We start from the raw sequence: 19048 nt of genomic DNA on the forward strand, positions 1-19048 counted from the left end.
ATGTTATCAGTTAAGAATTTACACGCGTCAGTTGACGGCAAGCAAATATTAAAAGGATTAAACCTGGAAGTTAAAGCAGGCGAAGTGCATGCGATCATGGGGCCGAACGGTGCCGGTAAAAGTACATTAGGTAATGTATTGGCCGGACGTGACGCTTACGAAGTTACAGAAGGTACAGCATTGTTGGAAAATATTGATTTATTGGAGTTAGCTCCGGAAGATCGTGCTCGCGAAGGCCTTTTCCTAGCTTTCCAATATCCGGTAGAAATCCCGGGAGTATCTAACATCAATTTCTTGAAGACAGCTGTAAATGATATTCGGGAATACAAAGGCTTGCCGCCTATGGAAGCGAAAGAATTTTTACAGTTGGTGAAGGATAAGCAAAAGCTCGTTGATTTTTCAGCCAGCTTGGCTAATCGCTCATTAAATGAGGGGTTCTCCGGTGGTGAAAAGAAACGTAATGAAATATTTCAGTTAGCCATGTTAAACCCGAAGCTCGCGATTCTCGATGAAACCGATTCTGGACTTGATATTGATGCGCTACGTGTAGTGGCGAATGGTGTCAACCAGCTGCGTTCCGAAAACAATGCATTCGTGGTGATTACACACTACCAACGTTTGCTAGATTATATCGTGCCGGATTTTGTTCACGTATTGCATAACGGACGCATTGTAAAGACAGGTCCAAAAGAGTTAGCATTGGAGCTGGAGGAAAAAGGTTACGATTGGCTAAAAGAATACGACACGCAAACCGTATAACAACACTTATCCATGGATAATGTAGACAGCGGATTGATAAAAAAGAACATGAGTACACTAGTTGCAGAATCATTATATGAACAGTTGATTTCGGCTTTTCAAGAGCAGAATACGCAAGAACCGTCACATTTGACAACCTTGCGCCAGCATGCTTTTGAGCGATTTCAACAGGAAGGTTTTCCCACGGTCAAAAACGAAGAGTGGAAATATACGAACATACACCCCCTCGTCAATTCATCGTATGTATTACACAGTCCCCTAGATGCGGACAAGGTGGATACAAGGAAAGCCGATATTCCGGGTTTAGATGCCTATAGAATTGTCCTAGTAAACGGACAGTACATATCGGGTTTGTCTTCCTTGGAGGGTGAAGCAGGTTTGGTTGTCAAACCTATCAGCGAGGCCTACGCAGAGCCTAATTTTGAAAAGCATTACGCAAAGCACGCCGACCAGTCGGATAATATCATGGTGCAGTTGAACACGGCATTACATACCGCAGGCTTGTACATATCGGTTGCGAAAGGTGCGGTGATTTCTAAGCCTATTCATCTGGTACATGTCGCGGCAGGAGAAGACGCTTTTTTTGCCCAGACACGTAATCTGATTGTGGCAGAACCTCACGCAGAGATAGAAATTATCGAATCTTTTGTGACGACGGACGGTGCGGCAAAAAATGTGCATAATAAAGTGACTGAAATTGTGGTAGAGGAAGAGGCGAAAATACAGCATTACTACCTGCAGGTAGCCGATCCTGCGAGCCACTACATCATGCATACCGAGGTTTATCAGGAGCAACACAGTCTGTATAACAACTACAACTGTAATTTGCCTGGGGCTTCGTTTGTACGTCACAATATCAACGTACGCTTGGATGCCGAGCAAGTAGAGTCACATCTATATGGTATCAACCTAACGGCAGACCAACAGTTGGTCGACAACCATACGATTGTTGATCACATGAAGCCGCACTGTGAATCGTACGAGTGGTATAAGAACATTCCGCAAGACGAGTCCACGGCTGTATTCAATGGGAAGATTTTTGTTCGGGAGGATGCGCAAAAGACAAACGCCTTCCAGCAGAACAATAACATGCTTATCGGTGATAAATCTGCTGTATATACAAAACCGCAGCTTGAAATTTTCGCGGATGACGTAAAATGTTCCCACGGCTGTACGATGGGACAGTTTGATGAAGATGCCCTGTTTTATCTTCGTGCTCGGGGAATTGGTGAAGAAGCGGCACGCGTACTATTAGTACATGCATTTGCGTTTGATGTAACCTCTCGTTTTTCAAACGATCAAGTTCGCCAATACATTGAGCACCTCATAGAAATCGGATTAGAAAGAAATAAGTAGTTTCCCATATATTATAATTTGAAAGGCGTTTGGTTATACATCAAACGCCTTTTTTGTGTTCTCCTGCAAACAGTTTTTAGCATTTTTTGCCGTCTTAAAAAAAGGTCCTATTTTAGGGTCTTCAAGATATGTCCTTATGATAAAATTCTTTTATTTTTTCACCATCTTTTTCTGCTGGACCCCATGGGTCTTTGCGCAGGCCCAAACTTTTCATACCAAGGAAGGGAGAGAGACGAAAAGCAAAGCGGAAGCCTATTATAGCAGAACGGTTGCCGTCCCTGCGGAAGAAGGGGGAAAGCCTATCGTAGAAGAAATCTATCTCAGCACCAATAAACCTAAGTTGAGAGGTACCTATCAGCGCAAAGGTAGTTATCAATTCGTGGGCGAGAAATGTGAGTTTTTTGAAAACGGCTTGCTAAAGTCGAAAGAGAATTATACGAACAACAGTACGCTCATTGATTCCGCATTTTATTTTCATGAAAACGGAAGACTCAAAATCGTCTATTTCTACCCATCATCAATGGATAGCCAAGAGAAAATAGAAATACAAGACCCTTTGGTTCTGCTTTATCAAGATTCATCCGGAGTAAAACATCTCGAAAACGGGAATGGCTTTGCTGTTTTGGATGAACGTAATAATCTAGAGCAAGGGCATTATAAATCCCATAAAAAGGTAGGCGAATGGAGCGGTACTTTTCTGAATGATAAGTACACTTTTACGGAAACGTATCGTGACGGAGAATTACTTTCTGGTGTAACAAAAGATTCAACAGGCGTTGAAACACCTTATGATACCAGCAAATTTAGGGTAAATCCAGACTATCCGGGAGGAATTATCGCCTTGCGGAAGTTCGTCGCCCAAAACTATCGATTCCCAAAAAGTGCTATACAAAACAAAATTTCAGGAGTTGTTCAAATCGAATTTGTCGTAGAAAAGGATGGAAGAATGTCGAATTTTGTTATCGCAAAAGATTTAGGATATGGAACCGGCCAGGCCGGTATAGCGGCGTTCAAAGGAGCTAAACGGTGGAGTCCGGCATATATGCGAGGTATACCGGTCCGCGTGAAATATTCTCTACCCATACACCTCAATCTATAAGGAAAAGGCGCGTTATTCTAAGGTCTGTTTAATCATAAACTTGTTGAAAAACAACACATGAAATGAGCCGGAAATAAAAGAGGTTGCTCCCTTTTTTGGAAACAACCTCTTTTGAGCGAAAGACGAGATTCGAACTCGCGACCCCAACCTTGGCAAGGTTGTGCTCTACCAACTGAGCTACTTTCGCTGATGGTGGTACAAAGATAGTGATTCGTAATATATCTGTCAATAGCTTTTATCTAATTTTTAAGAGGAGCTATTGTATGGCATCCACGCAATTGATGCCGTCAATGGCAGCCGATACAATTCCACCCGCGTAGCCCGCGCCCTCTCCACAGGGGTAAAGGCCCGTTATTTCAGGATGTTGCAGGGTTTCTTTATCACGAGGAATGCGGATAGGGGAGGATGTACGCGACTCTACACCCACCAGAATAGCCTCATTGGTATAATATCCCTTCATTTTTTGACCAAAAAGAGGTAAAGCCCCTCGCAAGGCCTCGTGTACAAAAGAAGGTAACACCTGGTTCAGATCAACACTATTTGTACCGGGCTTATAGGAGTTTTCCGGGAGCGTAACGGAAACTTTTTGTTGCACGAAGTCTACCATGCGTTGTGCCGGCGCTACCAGGTTACCACCACCTAAACGGAAAGCCTGCTGTTCAATATCCTGCTGAAATCGCAATAGCGCAAACGGATCAGAGAAAGCGTTCGGTACATCTTCCATATTGATTTGGATTACCGTTCCCGAATTGGCATGCGGATTATTCCGTTTGGAAGGCGACCATCCATTCACCACAATCTCGTTATCTTCCGTAGAGCAGGGCGCAATAATTCCGCCAGGACACATGCAGAAAGAAAATACCCCCCGGCCATTAACCTGTTCGACTAAGCTATAATACGCTGGAGGAAGAGCTTCGGGCCGTGTGGAACAGTGATACTGTGCCTGATCAATAATTTCTTGAGGATGTTCTATCCTTACGCCTAATGCAAAAGGTTTTGCCTCGATCAGCCAACCTTTCTGCTGGAAAAGATAGAAGATATCCCGAGCAGAATGCCCGGTAGCGACGATGACATGATCCGCTTTTATCGTCTCTCCAGCCGATGTGCGGACGGCCTTTACCTGCCCGAATTCGGCTACGATATCATTCACGCGGCAATCGAATCGGATCTCACCGCCGAATTCTAAAATGGTATTCCGCATATCTTCTATAATATGCGGCAGTTTATTCGTGCCGATATGCGGTCGCGCATCTACAAGAATGTCTTCAGGAGCACCATGCTGCACAAAAATACGCAACACTTTGTCCACATCACCACGTTTGTTCGACCGCGTGTAAAGTTTACCGTCGGAATACGTACCCGCGCCACCTTCGCCAAAACAATAGTTCGACTCCGGATTGACAAAACCTTCCCGGTTTATTCGAGCCAGATCACGCCGTCTTTCCTTTACCTGCTTTCCACGTTCAATGACGATGGGCTTTAGCCCCCGTTCCAAGCAGCGGTAAGCAGCAAACAAACCCGCGGGGCCCGCACCTATGATAATTACCGGCAGAGCATCGTGCACCGGTTTGATAGCAGCGGTGAAGATTTCGGGAATAGGTAGTTCGTCGATATAGAAAATAACCCGCATGCGATACAGTACCTTTCTGCCTCGGGCATCGATGGAGCGTTTACGGATATGGTGCCCCTGTATACGGGAGCGTTCTAAGTTCAACTGTTTGGCACCAAGCTCGAGCAGGTGCTCGGTGTCCTGGATTTTCTCCGGTACGACCGCAATTTCAATTTCTTTTTGCATAACTGTGAGTCGGGTTTTTATTCCGAAAACAATACAAAGGTAGGTTCTTTTCTTTTTTCCTTGACGAAAAAAGAAACAAAAAAGTCAAGGCTGAATATGGTTTTGCTATTTTTCTTTGTCTATTCCTAAACAAAATGAAACTCGCTTCGCTCAAACATTATTTTGTTTTTAGCGGAATAGCCTGCACAAAAATGGCCGCAAAACAATATAAGGCCGCTTTAATTCCGCATTTCTACGAGGTATAATTAATCGCTTTATTTACGCTTTTGCACCCCCCCAATTAACACTTAATGTCGCAGCGACGAGATTTAGGGACAAATGTATATTTTTAGTGTCCCTGAGCTCCCTCCGGTCGGTTTGGTTACTTTTTTTCTAAAAAAAAGAACGATAATTAGTATTTTTATAAAAATTTGAATAAAACTTCACAGATGAAAAGACTACTTATTGCAATCGTTGGTTTGTTTACGGCACTGTCGTTTAGCTCTTGTGGTTACAACACCATGGTTTCTAAAGATGAAAATGTAAAAGGTAAATGGGCACAGGTAGAGAATGCCTATCAACGTCGTGCGGATTTGATTCCAAATCTAGTTGCCACCGTAAAAGGCGCTGCTGAACACGAGGAAGGTACATTGACTGCGGTTGTAGAAGCCCGGGCGAAGGCTACATCGGTGACCGTCGATCCGTCCAATCTATCCGAAGAAGCTATTGCAAACTATCAACAGACACAGGACGCGCTATCGCAGTCTATCGGCAGATTGCTCGTCAGTGTGGAAGCCTATCCGGATTTGAAAGCCAACTCGAATTTTCAAGAGTTGCAGGTTCAACTAGAAGGAACGGAAAACCGAATTTCCACAGAACGCCGCGCGTATAACGAAGCCGTGCAGGATTATAATACCACGGTCAGAAGCTTCCCGAATAACATTATGGCAGGTATCTTCGGTTTCAAAGCAAAAGGTACGTTTCAAGCAGCTGAAGGATCCGATAAGGCACCTACCGTTGCATTTTAGTAAATAATATGGAGCTATTTTCAACGGAAGAGCAAGATCGTATTGTTCAGGCAATCAGTGTAGCGGAGGCCAAGACCTCTGGAGAAATTCGCTTAGTTATCGATAAGAAACTGAAAGCCGCTTCCGCGATCGATGCTGCCGTAACGTATTTCCAGAAACTGGAAATGCAAAAAACGGCTCAAGCCAACGGGGTGCTTATCTATATGGCGCTCGACGACCACGAATTTGCGATCATTGGCGACCGGGGCATCAATACCAAAGTAGTTGCTAATTTTTGGGATGACACCAAGGAACTGATGGTTTCATTTTTCCGTCAGGGTGATTTGGTGCAGGGACTGATTGCAGGGATACACGATATAGGCGAACAGTTACAGGCCTATTTTCCACGTAGCGAAGATGATGTGAATGAACTTCCGGATGATATCTATTTTGGAAACCTGCATGAGCAACCCATTAAAAAGAGGCATGAATAGAAGTAGCTTTTGCAAGCTTCATTGCCTTGTGCAAGCAAGTTGTTCTAATGAAAAAATTAAAAATCCAATGCGACTATTTACGATATTTAAACCAAGGGTTAAAGAAGCGGTTGTGCTGTTTTTTGTGTTGTGGGGGTCGATTCTTTCGCTTGGTGCACAAAATCTACCAGCCGCACCCGATCACTTAGTCACCGACTATACAGGTACCTTGACCGCTGGAGAAATACAAGCGCTGGAACGCAAACTGCTCGCATTCGAAGACACCACTTCCAACCAGATCGCCGTCGTATTAGTCTCGTCAACCGAAGGCTATGACGTAGCTGACTATGCCGTACGGCTGGCACAAAAGTGGGGTGTGGGTGGAAAAAAATACAACAATGGTGTTTTGTTGCTAGCCGCGCTGGAAGATCGTACCGTCACCATTCAAACCGGCTATGGTATGGAAGGAGCCTTACCGGATATTATAGCCCATCGGATTATCCAGCAGGAAATACGACCTTATTTTGGTCGGCAAGATTATTACCAGGGCCTGGATGCGGCAACCAATGCCATTATCGCTTATACCCAAGGAGAATATAAAGCGGATCCGCGCGAGCGCGGAGAAGGCGGGGGCGGCATTCCGGTTATTTTGATCGTTATTATCGCCGTTATCGTTATCTCCGTGATTTCCAAAGGCGGAGGAGGAGGCCGTGGCGGCCGCGGTGGTCGGGTGATGACCGGGAAGGGCGCTTCAGATATTTTCTGGTGGACCTTGCTAAGCGGAATGGGAAGACACGGCGGCGGAGGCGGCGGTTTCGGAGGAGGAAGCGGCGGCTTTGGCGACGGTGGTGGATTTGGCGGGTTTGGCGGAGGCGGCTTCGGTGGAGGTGGTGCCAGTGGCCGCTGGTAATTGTTCCGTTGCTGTAACAAACCACCCGAGATATACGTTAGTTATAATGGAGAAGGAGGATAACACCCATTGTGTTTTCCTATCCCAAAGAGATTTATAGAAGAAAATGAGTATGAGAAAAGGAATATTAACAATTTTAGGGGCAATTCCAGCGATGTTATTTGCCCAGGAAGACTTTACGTTAAACGGGAAAATAAATAGTATTCCGGACGGCGCAAAAGTATTTTTTCAATATCAGGACAACGGACGGATGTTGATCGATTCCACCTCGGTAACAGGTGGGACGTTTAAATACCAAGGAACGGTAGCACAGCCGGCGCAGGCCGTGTTGATACTGGCCGAAAACGGAGAAACCCTCTCGGATCTTCAAGCCATAGCTACTAGCGGACAACAGGTGGAGACGAACGCCCTTTACTTTTCGAAAGGGGTTATCCATTTAGAAGGAGAAAGTTTTAGCGGCGCTACGGCACGCGGAAATGCAATCAACGACGATTACGCTAAATACCATAACCAGCTGTCTGTGATAAACGAAGGTTTCGAGGCTTTGAACGAAACATATCACGCTGCTCCGGAAGAAAAGCAACAAGATGAAGCCTTTATGGGCGGGTTGCAGGAGCAGGCAGATGCACTTTTCAAAAAGCAGAAAGATATCAGTTTGGCTTTCATTCAGGATAATCCCGACAGTTATGTTTCCCTAGTTATTGTGAACGAAGAGCTAAATCCGGAAAATGTTACTGCCTTGAAGCCCGCGTTTGAGAGCTTATCCAGCAGTTTGAAAGCTACCGATTTAGGCAAAGACCTGAGCGAGAAAATAACCAATCTGGAAAAACTCGCCATCGGAACCTTAGCGCCGGATTTCATCTTGCCGGACACCGCCGGGAATGATTTGGCACTTTCTTCCTTAAGAGGTAAATATGTGTTGGTGGATTTCTGGGCAAGCTGGTGCGGACCCTGCCGTCGGGAGAACCCAACAGTCGTGGCCGCATACGAGAAATTTAAAGACAAAAACTTCACGGTTTTAGGGGTATCCCTAGATCGTCCCGGGAAAAAAGAGGATTGGATGAGAGCAATCGAGGTTGACGGGCTGGAACAGTGGCCGCAGGTATCGGATCTGCAAGGCTGGAATTCCCCTGTTGTTGCATTGTATGCCATCCGTGGTATTCCACAAAACTACCTGTTGGATCCAGAGGGTCGGATTGTTGCATCTAACCTGCGCGGACCAGCGTTGGAAGAAAAATTAAGTGAAGTGTTGCAATAATAGCGACTTGCAATATGTAGAATAGACGAGGAGCGAATTATTTTCGCCCCTCGTTGTTGTTTTATGAGTTATCTCCAGGCCTTGTACTGGTTGATGAGGCCATTTGTCGAAGCATCGTGTGCATGTATCGGTTCGTCCGTTTCCAGTTCCGGAAGAATCTTATTGGCCAGTTGTTTGCCCAGCTCCACACCCCATTGGTCAAAGCTGAAGATATTCCAGATAACGCCCTGTACAAAAATCTTATGTTCATACAGCGCGATCAAATTGCCTAATGTATATGGTGTGATCTTTTTCAGTAGAATAGAGTTGGTCGGGCGGTTTCCTTCGAATACCTTGAAATTTTTCAAAGCAGTAATCTCTGCTTCGCTTTTACCCGCCTGTTGCAGCTCACGGATCACCTCTTCAGCCGGCTTACCATTCATCAGCGCTTCGGTCTGTGCAAAAAAGTTAGACAATAAGAGCTGGTGGTGGTTGCCGATGGGGTTATGGGAAACAGCCGGAGCGATAAAATCACAAGGGATTAATTTCGTTCCCTGGTGGATAAGTTGATAAAACGCGTGCTGTCCGTTGGTGCCGGGTTCTCCCCAAATAATCGGCCCCGTCTGGTATTCAACACGTTCACCGTTTCTATCAATGTATTTTCCGTTACTTTCCATATCACCCTGCTGGAAATAGGCTGCAAAGCGGTGCATATATTGATCGTAGGGTAAAATCGCGTGGCTTTCTGCATCGAAGAAATTGTTGTACCAAACCCCCAACAATGCGAGTATCACCGGTACATTCTGCTCAAACTCTGTATCCCGGAAGTGTACATCCGCAGCGTAAGCCCCCTCCAACAGTTGCTCGAAATTATCATATCCGATACCTAGGGCAATAGATAAACCAATCGCAGACCAAAGCGAATAGCGTCCGCCTACCCAATCCCAAAACTCAAACATGTTCTGCGTGTCGATACCGAAAGCCGCTACTCCTTTTTCATTCGTGCTGAGGGCCGCAAAGTGTTTGGCAACATCGGCTTCTGCCGCGCCTGATTTTAAAAACCAGTCTTTCGCCGATTGCGCATTGGCCATCGTTTCTTGTGTGGTAAACGTTTTGGATGCGATTAAAAATAAAGTCGTTTCTGGGTTCAAGCCTTTTAAGGTTTCCGCAATATGCGTTCCGTCCACGTTCGATACGAAATGCATATCCAGCCGCGTTTTATAAGCTTTTAGCGCTTCGGTCACCATTACTGGCCCCAAATCCGAGCCGCCGATTCCGATATTCACCACGTCCGTTATCTCTTTGCCGGTATAGCCTTTCCATTCGCCGGAAAGGATACTGTTGGTGAAAGCTTTCATCTGTGCCTGTACCGCCTTTATCTTCGGCATAACATCTTCTCCATCCACCATGACCGCATCGGCAGAGCGGTTGCGCAGCGCCGTGTGTAGCACCTGCCGGCCTTCCGTTTGGTTAATTTTCTCGCCTGCGAACATCGCGTCAATCGCCTCACCCAATTGGCATTCTTTCGCCAGTTGCACCAGCAACGCCAAAGTTTCGTCGGTTATTCTATTTTTTGAAAAATCAACCAGAATATCTGCTATCTGTACAGAAAATTTCTCAAAGCGCTGCGGATCTTCCGCAAACAACTGTTTTAAGGATTTCTCGTTAATAGAAATATAATGGTCTGTTAAATATTTGTAAGCTTGAGTTTTGGTGAAATCTATCTTTGGAAACATAAAAATATAAGTTGTTTGTTAAGAGATCAAATATAGCTTTTTCTTGTGCAACTTTTTTTAGAAAAAAGTTGCGCAAACCGAACGAAATGAGTTCATGAACACTAAATACAATTGTATTGTCCCACTCTTGACCTCTTATGCCACATATAAAATTTTGAATATGTAGGAATATTATAATTGCATTACCCCTCTATTCAAAATTTTAAAGTGGCGAGATTTTTTGCATACTTTTTTTGCGGGAAAAAAAGTATGAGCCGTGCCGCGGCTAGAGCGGCATAAGAATATAGAAATAATTTTTTTACTTTTGAACATGACCAAAGAACAAATACAAGATTTAAGGGATAGAGTAGAGTCCCTGAGGAGGCATCTTTGACATCGATGCGAAGAAATCCGAAATAGCAACGAAAACAGCCATCAGCTTGCAGCCCGACTTTTGGGACGATACGAAAGCGGCTGAAAAGGTGATGCAGGAAATCAAGAACATCAAGCTCTGGACGGAGCATTTCGATGAAGTATCCGCCGCGGTGGATGATGTCGGGGTGATGTACGAATTCTTCCAGTCTGGCGATGCGAGTGAACAAGATGTAAACGATCAATATGCACTCACTCTCGAGCAGGTCGAGGAACTCGAATTCAAGAACATGCTCAGTTCCGAGGAAGATCAGTTAGATGCCATTTTACAGATAACCGCAGGTGCCGGCGGTACCGAATCCTGCGACTGGGCTTCCATGTTGATGCGTATGTATATCATGTGGGGCGAGAAGCACGGCTGTAAAGTCGTGGAGCAAGATCACCAAGAAGGCGATGTGGCCGGCATTAAAACCGTTACCCTGCAGTTTTCGGGCAATTTTGCCTACGGTTACCTGAAAGGAGAAAATGGCGTGCACCGCTTAGTACGAATTTCGCCTTTCGATTCTAATGCCAAACGACATACCTCCTTTGCCTCCGTATACGTTTATCCGTTGGTAGACGATAATATTGAGATCGAGGTGAAGGATGCCGAGGTGGAGTGGGATACCTTCCGTTCGGGAGGTGCCGGCGGGCAGAACGTGAACAAAGTTGAAACGGCCGTCCGCTTACACCATAAGCCGACTGGTATCATTATCAAGAACCAAGAATCCCGCTCGCAGCTCCAGAACAAAGAAAATGCGATGCGTTTGTTAAAATCCCAGCTTTATGAAATCGAGATGCGCAAGCGGCAGGAAGCTACCGCAGCGATTGAGGGCTCTAAGAAGAAGATAGAATGGGGATCACAGATTCGTAACTACGTACTGCATCCGTATAAATTGATTAAAGATCTCCGCACCAACGTGGAAACATCCAATACCCAAGCGGTATTAGATGGTGATCTTGATGAATTTTTGAAGGCTTATTTGATGGAGTTCTAAAAAAAAGAGCTGCACACGCAGCTCTTTTTTAAAATGCATTTTTCCACATCATACTCTCTACGGGGCGGATGGTTTTGTTATTGTATTTCGCATTACCTTTGGTGTTATAAAAGGTTTCGATCTCTCCATCTACCGCAAAATAAATGAGCTGCCCCACAGGCATGCCCGCGTATACACGGACGGGTTGCGCGACCGAGATCTCCAGCGTCCAGGTATTGCAAAAACCAACATCTCCCTTACCCGCCGTAGCGTGGATGTCTATTCCCAATCGGCCCGTACTTGATTTTCCCTCTAAAAACGGAACATGCCCGTGTGTTTCGGTGTATTCAAGCGTAACGCCGAGGTACAGCTTGCCCGGTTGTAAAACAAAACCTTCTTCCGATATCTCGAAATGTTCGATTTCGTTATGCTTTTTCGCGTCGAGCACGGCATCTTTATAGGTGGCTAGATATTTGCCCAAATGCACATCGTAGGAGTTTGTCCCTAAACACTTTCGGTCGAAAGGCTCGATCACAATGCTTCCCTTATCTATTTCCTCTAAAATTCTTTTATCTGATAATATCATGGTTTTTCTTCTATTACATTTTCAATCCGATCTCGCGTAAGCGCTCGTCCAGATATTGTCCGGCCGTATAATCCGGATAAGCCTTTGGATACGCCTCCGAAATACAGGAATCCAGACAGGCTAGACTCATGGAAGCTTTGGGGTGCAGGAAAAAAGGGACGGAATAGCGCGAGGTCTTCATCAATTCCTGGGGCGGGTTCACCACGCGGTGGGTCGTGGATTTGAGTTTGTTATTCGTTAAGCGCTGCAGCATATCGCCGACATTGACCACGATATCCTCTCCCTTTGCTCTGATAGGAAACCATTCCCCGTCTTTCGTCCATACCTCCAGGCCGTCGGCACTGGCGCCGATGAGCAAGGTGATCAGATTGATGTCTTCATGAGCCCCTGCGCGAACCGCATCTGCTGGCAGCACTTCCGGGTTTTCGATCGGGAAATAGTGTATTGCCCGCAAAATCGAGTTACCATTGACGACGTATTGCTCAAAATAATCTTCCTCCAGCGTTAAATACGTCGCGATCGCTTTTAGCAGCTCGCGTCCGGCTTGTTCGAGTTTTTTATAGATTTCTCCCGTTACCTCGTTGAACCTCGGTAGCTCCTCCACCACAATGTTATCCGGGAAATCGCGCTTGTCGTAATCCGCTCCCACGATGGTTTGACCACGTTGCCAGAATTCTTTTAAATCCGGCGTATGTGCATCCTTTGCTTTTTCTTTTCCTTTAGCGGTATAGCCTCGTTGTCCGGCCAATTCTGGAAACTCGTACTTCCGTTTAGCCGCTTCGGGTAGCTCAAAAAAAGCTTTGACAACAGCATAGAGTTCGTCGATCAGTTCTTCGCTCAGCCCATGGTTGGCAACGGTCACAAAACCCGTTTCATTAAAGGCCCGTCCTATGTCTTGTACAAATTGTGCCCGCTGGGCTGCGCTGCCCTGTGTATACTGCAGCAAATCCAGTCGGGGGATGTTTACTAATGCCATCGTTTTTTGGGGTAAAGATAAGAAAATTATGCTTGCTTAATAGTGGTGGGGCTTTTAGATCAACTCCTTATCGAATTCCTCCACCGCGTTAAAAAAATCCGCTATCAGCTCATTCAAGTCTGAATAGTTATCGATGAGGGAATCCATTTCCGTATAATATTTCCCTTCCTGTTTTTTCACCAAGCTCCGTACCCCTCGGAAGTCGTCCAGATCCGTGTCAAAGAAGCCCATATCTACCGAGCAGTCGGTATAATTTTCGAAAATCTTGTTGAAAGCCGGATGCGCGATCTCCTCCAACCATTTGTCTTGTGCAAAGGTATACTCGTCATAAGCGTAATACGCCTCGGTTAGTTTGACCAGTTGGGGTACAAAGCGATCCATAAAAGTATGGAGCTCCGCCAGTATGCGTTTCAGTTGCACCCGAAGCGTAGGTTTATAGGGATTGGTATCGTAGGCTTTTTGTAAATGGTTAAATTTTGCCTTAGCATTCTCGAACAGGGCTTCCAGCTCTTCGACTTCAATCTGGAAACCCGTTATCTGAAGACGGGCGCCGTTTATGCGCTGTTTCATTTCCCAGGTGCGGTCGTGCATCTCCTGAAAATACTGTAGCGCAAGTGTTTCGAAGTCCGTGGCGGGTTTCGTGCGGTCGTACCGGAGCGTGATGGTACGTAAAGGATGAGATTGTGTTGTTATTTCCATGTTTATAAGCTCTTGTAAAGATAAAAATTAAAGTAGAGACGCCAGCATGGGCGTCTCTACTGGGAGGGCGCTAGACAACCAGTGCCGCAATTACGTCGCTGTAATTCGGTTCGATGTCCCGGCCGATGTAGGATGCACGGAATTCATATTCCTGCAATTTATCCAGATCGCGCATCTCAATGGTCGATTTGCTATGCAGGATACTTGCCCAGGCATCCGTTCCCTTTTTACGGTACTCATACCGGTAGAGGCGTGCAGGTGTCCAAGGTTTTACCTGTATGCGCACAATACCCGAGCCCACCTGTATATGGGATACACGCAGGTTTTCTGCTTTAGGGGTACGGTCATAGCGTGCAGTGTTGCTTTCCGAGGGTCGGAATCCTGCGGCTACAATAATAGCAGGGTCGCCTAGGGCTATGGCATCTACGTAGTGGGAAAGCCGGTAAATAACCTCCTGTAGTTCCTTGCCCGCTTGTCCTTTGAGGATGACGGCGCGCTGATCGCGGAAAGAAGCTTCCACAAATGCTTTGCGATACTTCCTTAAGCTGGTTTCGAATGCTTCTAAGCTTGGAACGGGATCAACAAATATATCCTCATTCTCGATCAATTTTTGAAAGATTTGGTCTGCATAACGCAATAATTCCGTTGCGTTTTTACATCTAAAATTTGGTTTTGACATTTTGTAATGTTTTTTGATGTTTAAAAAATTATTAATTACTTCTGTTGTACGTACAGTACAAAGATGGGGTACAAAAACAGGCAAAAGGTGTAGATTCAGGCCAACTTTGGGTGGACCCCGAAAAACTTTTTGGCTTGTTTCTACACCTTTAGAGAGGAGTTTTTTAGACGATTTATCGCCCAAAAACGTGCTTTATTGTGTGTTTAATCGGGTTTTCTGATTAATGTCAGGGGGAAATGAGACACAGAAATTAATGAGCTGTTTTATCAAAACAACTAGCTGTTTTTGCAGAAGACTTAGTTCGTTGACAAAAAAGAGTAGGTGTTTTGTCCGGTGAGATAATTTGTCCGGAAAAGCAGCTCATTGTTGAGGAAGCAACGATAGGTAGTCATACGAAATAACTATGTTGGAGGGTGGTGGAGGTAGTCATTTTTATAGAAAAGGAAGCTTTTCCAGCAAAAGCGGCAGTTTGTGGACAAAAACAACTGGGTAGTTCGTCAAAGGAATGAGCTGTTTCTTCTTGGAAGCTCATTTGCAAGCGGGCAACGATAGCTTATTTGCCAGGGTTGTTACTTCAGGAAGCGAAAGACTTATTTATCTGTTGGATAGCATGATGTTTTTCTGTGAAAAAAAGAGCCGAATTATAAAAATAAACCTTTCATTTGGTTTTGATCCACACTTTTCGTTCTTCCCTAGGTGTACGATGAAAGTGTTTCTTATAATGGTTTGCAAAGTGCTTTGCATCCGAAAAATGAAGCATTCCCGCAATCTGCTCAAGGGTCCACTCTGGGTGAGTGTGCAGTAGCTCACGACCTTTATACAAACGTATTAGTAGAATACTCCGGGTGATGGATGTGGGACGCCCCTGAAAGGCGCGTGTTATATTTCTTATCGAGCAATGGCATGCGGCAGCCACTTTTTCAAGATTTAACTGTTCATCCATATAATTCTCCGTAATGTATTGGATCGCTCGGTGATACAGTTGAATTAAACTTTCGTCTTTGTCTTGTCCTCCTTGCTTATCCAACTGCTGGGCGTAGGCGGTATAGCATTTACCAAATAACAGGCCGATATGATGTACGGTGGTAAAGGGACCGAATAGATTTTTGGAAAACTGCTCCAGCAATTTCCGTTCGTTATAAGCAAGGCTTACCGCAGGCAGGACGTTGCTGTCCTGATCCGCATAGTGTTTCCGCAACTGGGGTTGTTCGGCTAGCAGCTGCTGCCGAGATGCGCCCGTCAGGCCTAACAAGAGTGCCCATTGTTTGCCAGCAGGGACCGTTAGGAGGTGTTGCTCATTGGCTGAGGTAAAAGAGAAAAACGTGTCTGCCGTACTGGTTTTTCCACTAGGGAAAGAGAGGGAGCCCAGAAACTGCAGGCAGAGCCAGAGAATTTCCTCTTCTTTTTGGGGCAATTCGTAGCCAGTAAGTTCCTTGGGATGCCCTTTTAACTCACAAAGTATAAAATCGTGGGTTTCAAACTGGATATGCAGAAGGCGTTCATTCCATTTTTGTTGCGTCGCCTGATGCAGCACAGCCAAATGCATGCCCCGGAACGTATCCCGGCTCGCGGGTCTGGCCGACAGGGTTTCTTTCCATACGTTGAGAAGGTTTTTATTGGGCATGGTCAGTTTATATTCCGTTTTTTTCTTGTGCGAACAATGTTCCTGCACATAATTGCAGTAATAGAAGGATGTTATTTTTCATTTGGTTAATTTGTTTATGAAGTTTACGAATTGATCGTTGTTCTTTATTGTAAAAGTAATGATTTTTCTTCTGATAATGCTTTGAACTTATCCGGGTTTGGGGGTCTGGCCGCCCCGGTTTCTTTCCTACATGAAGAAAGGATTCCCATGATTTGTCGAAATTATCCTGTCTCTTTTCCTGTTTGCCACTACTTTCGCTCCGTAAGCCTAATGATTAATGGAAAGGAGTAACGCATGTAGGAGAAACCGATTAAACTGAGCGGTTTATCGGTTTCTCTAAATGATTTGCTAAATTTGCAGCAGTATGTATCATAAACTGTGTATACTGTTTGGGAAACAACCAACATTTAGCAAATATATCTGTCGATGAATCGATTTTTAACCTTTAGTTTCATCCTGTTGCTTCTTTTTTCATCTTGTGGCACCTATCGGTACCCCAATGCTTCAGGAATTCGTGAATCCGCAGCACAGGAGTTGAATAGCTATTATACGGATACCACACAGCAGTGGGTGTATCGTACGAAACTGCAAGCTTTTGATCAGCACATGCAGGGAAGTGTCACGATCAAGGCATTGGGGCGAAATGAACACCGCATTACCTTCGTCAGCGACTTTGATCAGGTACTTTTTGACGTTCATCTCTTACCCAACGGATACGAATTGGAGGGAGCGACCCCTAGCTTGGGCAAGCGCGCAGTAGCGAAGGAAATGGTTAATATTTTCCGTACGCTGACGGCACAACGTTTTGCCACTTCTGCCGTAATGTTCGCGGGTCAGCAACAATACTATCCGGTGTACGTGCAGGACGATTGCTACTATGTCGTGAAAGAGCGAAAAGTAGAACGTATTCGGCAGGTGAAAGGAGCGCAGGAGTATTTAGAGATTGTGTATCAGACATGGAATGTAAAAGACGTTCCGACAAGCATAGCGATAACGCATAAAAAGTATCCTATAACCATAGATCTCGCGTTAGAAGCGAAGCAGTCTTCGCTGTAAAGTGTAAATTTATAAAAATACTGACCGAGACATATCTTGGCTGACTCCCGTTGTAGTTTTGTTGTCGACAACTAAAATAAAGCGATATGACAAAACTAGGGAGATGGAAAGACAATATACAGCAAATCCAAGCGCATATTATGGAAAACAGTCCGGATGGACTTCTTTCTAAATCGGATTTGACCAATGCGTTTGATGACTTTGGAGATATTAGACCCGAGCGCTTGTTTGTTTGCTATTTTGGACATCTTCCTAATATTGTCCACCAAGAAGAAATAGCCTTGATGAAAGCCTATGATTTTTTTAAAACGCACTATCAAAAAGAGTTGAAAAACCATGTTTTCGAGGTGGGTGTCGATTCGGAAGATTTCGATGAGGGAAAACTGCGGCCACGAGACTTTTATTGCTTTTTGTACGAGGATCTTATCGTGCGTTTTGAGGGGGTTAGACGGATCACATATCTTTTTTATAAAACAGACGTGGCAAAAGTGGAAGAGATTATAGACAGGTTGTCCCAATTTTTCCATAAGAAAAGAGATCAACCAGACATCCACTTGTTGGTCAAGACCAGAGAAGGAATCGAAACTAGAAAGATGAGTCTTACCATGCCCCAGATGGATATTGCGTCCAACTATAACGATGACTTTATGCCTATACACGAGACCATTTATTGACGGCTTAGTCGGTACAACGACAAGGGCTTGGTATTGCTGCACGGCAAACCGGGGACGGGGAAGACCTCTTACCTCCGTTTTTTGGCCGGTAGCTTAAAGAAAAAGGTTATTTTCTTGCCGACTGATATGGCACCTGTTATGACCAAGCCCGATCTGATTTCCTTGCTCATGGACAACCGCAACTCCGTATTGGTCATCGAAGATGCCGAGAAGATTATTGTAGATCGTAATGTCAACGATCATTCGCCCGTATCGACACTGTTGAACCTCGCCGATGGCTTGTTGGCAGATTGTCTCCACATTCAGGTAATTTGCTCGTTCAATACCGATCTGTCGAATGTGGACAAAGCACTATTACGAAAGGGTCGGCTCATTGCCAAATACGAATTTACGGAGCTACAAGTGCCAAAAGCGCAAGCACTTTCCGATAAACTAGGTTTTACGTCGCATATTACTGCTCCCATGGCATTGGCTGCTATCTACAACCAAGAGGAGCAGGAGTTCATGCAGATGAAAGGCATGGCGCGCGTAGGATTTAACCTTGGGCAAGATAGCGCATAAGACAACGACACCTTTTGGCAGAGGTCGTGATCAATTTTGTAGGAAACAAAAAACTTTTTAATATGAATATTCTAGAACAATTTGCACACCAAGGCGACACACAGTGGTTTAAGATTGATCAAATTCCTTTTGGAACAGAAAAAGTGGATAAAAAATTTATCGCTGCTTCGGAACGTTCAGGCTCGTTTCACGCTCTGTTTGGTGATTACGATATGTATGAGCTGGCTGGTAGCTTTATCATTGAGACTAAAGAAGACTGTATTTTAAACCATTCGTTGGCGGAGCATTTAAGAGACAACAAACTAACGCTTGACGAAGCGCAGATTTTGGCCAAAAAGGATCATAGACACACCGTTATCCCCAAGGGGATTTATAGGGTTGGCATTCAACAAAGATTCAATCCGAGAGAAAACCATAGGCGACGAATAACTGATTAGACACCTAATAAATTCAT

Annotated in this window: 19 protein-coding genes and 1 tRNA gene; 12 read left to right on the forward strand and 8 right to left on the reverse strand. The window is 45.0% G+C overall.

What is annotated here, in order from left to right; genetic code table 11:
- The 3 genes from sufC to LKO28_RS10635 all read left to right on the forward strand — a co-directional run bounded on the left by sufC (position 1) and on the right by LKO28_RS10635 (position 3214).
- Positions 1-759: a Fe-S cluster assembly ATPase SufC gene (sufC, locus tag LKO28_RS10625; RefSeq protein WP_227694816.1), complete on the forward strand. Its 759-nt coding sequence runs from the start codon at positions 1-3 to the stop codon at positions 757-759.
- A 48-nt stretch (positions 760-807) separates the two neighbouring features.
- Positions 808-2115, forward strand: coding sequence for a Fe-S cluster assembly protein SufD (sufD, locus tag LKO28_RS10630; protein WP_227694817.1), 1308 nt, complete (start codon positions 808-810; stop codon positions 2113-2115).
- 136 nt (positions 2116-2251) lie between these two features.
- On the forward strand, positions 2252-3214 hold the full coding sequence (locus LKO28_RS10635; protein ID WP_227694818.1) for an energy transducer TonB: 963 nt from the start codon (positions 2252-2254) through the stop codon (positions 3212-3214).
- A 114-nt stretch (positions 3215-3328) separates the two neighbouring features.
- On the opposite strand, the gene LKO28_RS10640 is transcribed toward LKO28_RS10635, so the two are convergent.
- Together LKO28_RS10640 and LKO28_RS10645 are read right to left on the reverse strand one after the other, a co-directional pair.
- Positions 3329-3401, reverse strand: a tRNA-Gly gene (locus tag LKO28_RS10640).
- Positions 3402-3470: 69 nt separating this feature from the next.
- Complete coding sequence (locus LKO28_RS10645) at positions 3471-5009, reverse strand: NAD(P)/FAD-dependent oxidoreductase (protein WP_227694819.1); 1539 nt, start codon at positions 5007-5009, stop codon at positions 3471-3473.
- A gap of 428 nt (positions 5010-5437) precedes the next feature.
- Between LKO28_RS10645 and LKO28_RS10650 the strand changes: the two genes are divergently transcribed.
- The 4 genes from LKO28_RS10650 to LKO28_RS10665 all read left to right on the forward strand — a co-directional run bounded on the left by LKO28_RS10650 (position 5438) and on the right by LKO28_RS10665 (position 8636).
- Entirely contained in the window at positions 5438-6016 is a 579-nt protein-coding gene (locus tag LKO28_RS10650) for a LemA family protein (RefSeq protein ID WP_227694821.1), read from the forward strand.
- An 8-nt stretch (positions 6017-6024) separates the two neighbouring features.
- Positions 6025-6489, forward strand: coding sequence for a TPM domain-containing protein (locus LKO28_RS10655; protein WP_227694822.1), 465 nt, complete (start codon positions 6025-6027; stop codon positions 6487-6489).
- A 67-nt stretch (positions 6490-6556) separates the two neighbouring features.
- Positions 6557-7378, forward strand: a complete 822-nt coding sequence (locus LKO28_RS10660) for a TPM domain-containing protein (protein ID WP_227694823.1) — start codon at positions 6557-6559, stop codon at positions 7376-7378.
- Positions 7379-7490: 112 nt separating this feature from the next.
- The gene (locus LKO28_RS10665) at positions 7491-8636 is read left to right on the forward strand and encodes a TlpA disulfide reductase family protein (RefSeq protein WP_227694824.1); all 1146 of its coding nucleotides are present in this window, start codon (positions 7491-7493) and stop codon (positions 8634-8636) included.
- 68 nt (positions 8637-8704) lie between these two features.
- Here the strand turns inward: LKO28_RS10665 and pgi are convergent, their stop codons facing one another.
- Positions 8705-10351, reverse strand: coding sequence for a glucose-6-phosphate isomerase (pgi, locus tag LKO28_RS10670; RefSeq protein ID WP_227694825.1), 1647 nt, complete (start codon positions 10349-10351; stop codon positions 8705-8707).
- Between the two features lie 310 nt (positions 10352-10661).
- Here pgi and prfB point away from each other — a divergent pair.
- Positions 10662-11739, forward strand: a protein-coding gene (prfB, locus tag LKO28_RS10675) for a peptide chain release factor 2 (protein WP_227694827.1) whose coding sequence is annotated in 2 segments (ribosomal slippage) — positions 10662-10721 and positions 10723-11739 — 1077 coding nt in all. Because the reading frame shifts where the segments join, the coding sequence is not laid out codon by codon here.
- A 28-nt stretch (positions 11740-11767) separates the two neighbouring features.
- Here prfB and dcd read toward each other — a convergent pair.
- From dcd to LKO28_RS10700, 5 genes are all read right to left on the reverse strand, one after another.
- Positions 11768-12304, reverse strand: a complete 537-nt coding sequence (gene dcd, locus LKO28_RS10680; protein WP_227694828.1) for a dCTP deaminase — start codon at positions 12302-12304, stop codon at positions 11768-11770.
- Between the two features lie 13 nt (positions 12305-12317).
- Positions 12318-13280, reverse strand: coding sequence for an isopenicillin N synthase family dioxygenase (locus LKO28_RS10685; RefSeq protein WP_227694830.1), 963 nt, complete (start codon positions 13278-13280; stop codon positions 12318-12320).
- A 54-nt stretch (positions 13281-13334) separates the two neighbouring features.
- Positions 13335-13979 (reverse strand): hypothetical protein, encoded by a 645-nt coding sequence (locus LKO28_RS10690; protein WP_227694831.1) that lies wholly within the window; start codon positions 13977-13979, stop codon positions 13335-13337.
- A 70-nt stretch (positions 13980-14049) separates the two neighbouring features.
- Entirely contained in the window at positions 14050-14658 is a 609-nt protein-coding gene (locus LKO28_RS10695; RefSeq protein WP_227694832.1) for a hypothetical protein, read from the reverse strand.
- Positions 14659-15316: 658 nt separating this feature from the next.
- A complete protein-coding gene (locus LKO28_RS10700) occupies positions 15317-16282 on the reverse strand; it encodes a helix-turn-helix domain-containing protein (RefSeq protein ID WP_227694833.1) in 966 nt (321 codons plus the stop codon).
- 447 nt (positions 16283-16729) lie between these two features.
- Here LKO28_RS10700 and LKO28_RS10705 point away from each other — a divergent pair, with 447 nt between their 5' ends.
- The 4 genes from LKO28_RS10705 to LKO28_RS10720 all read left to right on the forward strand — a co-directional run bounded on the left by LKO28_RS10705 (position 16730) and on the right by LKO28_RS10720 (position 19031).
- Positions 16730-17359 (forward strand): hypothetical protein, encoded by a 630-nt coding sequence (locus LKO28_RS10705; RefSeq protein WP_227694834.1) that lies wholly within the window; start codon positions 16730-16732, stop codon positions 17357-17359.
- 86 nt (positions 17360-17445) lie between these two features.
- Positions 17446-18033 carry a hypothetical protein gene (locus LKO28_RS10710; RefSeq protein WP_227694835.1) on the forward strand — a complete coding sequence of 196 codons (588 nt, stop codon included), beginning with the start codon at positions 17446-17448 and terminating at the stop codon, positions 18031-18033.
- A gap of 27 nt (positions 18034-18060) precedes the next feature.
- Positions 18061-18594, forward strand: coding sequence for an AAA family ATPase (locus tag LKO28_RS10715; RefSeq protein ID WP_227694836.1), 534 nt, complete (start codon positions 18061-18063; stop codon positions 18592-18594).
- A gap of 62 nt (positions 18595-18656) precedes the next feature.
- Positions 18657-19031 (forward strand): hypothetical protein, encoded by a 375-nt coding sequence (locus LKO28_RS10720; protein ID WP_227694838.1) that lies wholly within the window; start codon positions 18657-18659, stop codon positions 19029-19031.
- Positions 19032-19048 lie beyond the last annotated feature (17 nt).

It is taken from the genome of Sphingobacterium sp. FBM7-1 (genome assembly GCF_020687765.1).
In the GTDB taxonomy this organism is placed as follows: Bacteria; Bacteroidota; Bacteroidia; order Sphingobacteriales; family Sphingobacteriaceae; genus Sphingobacterium.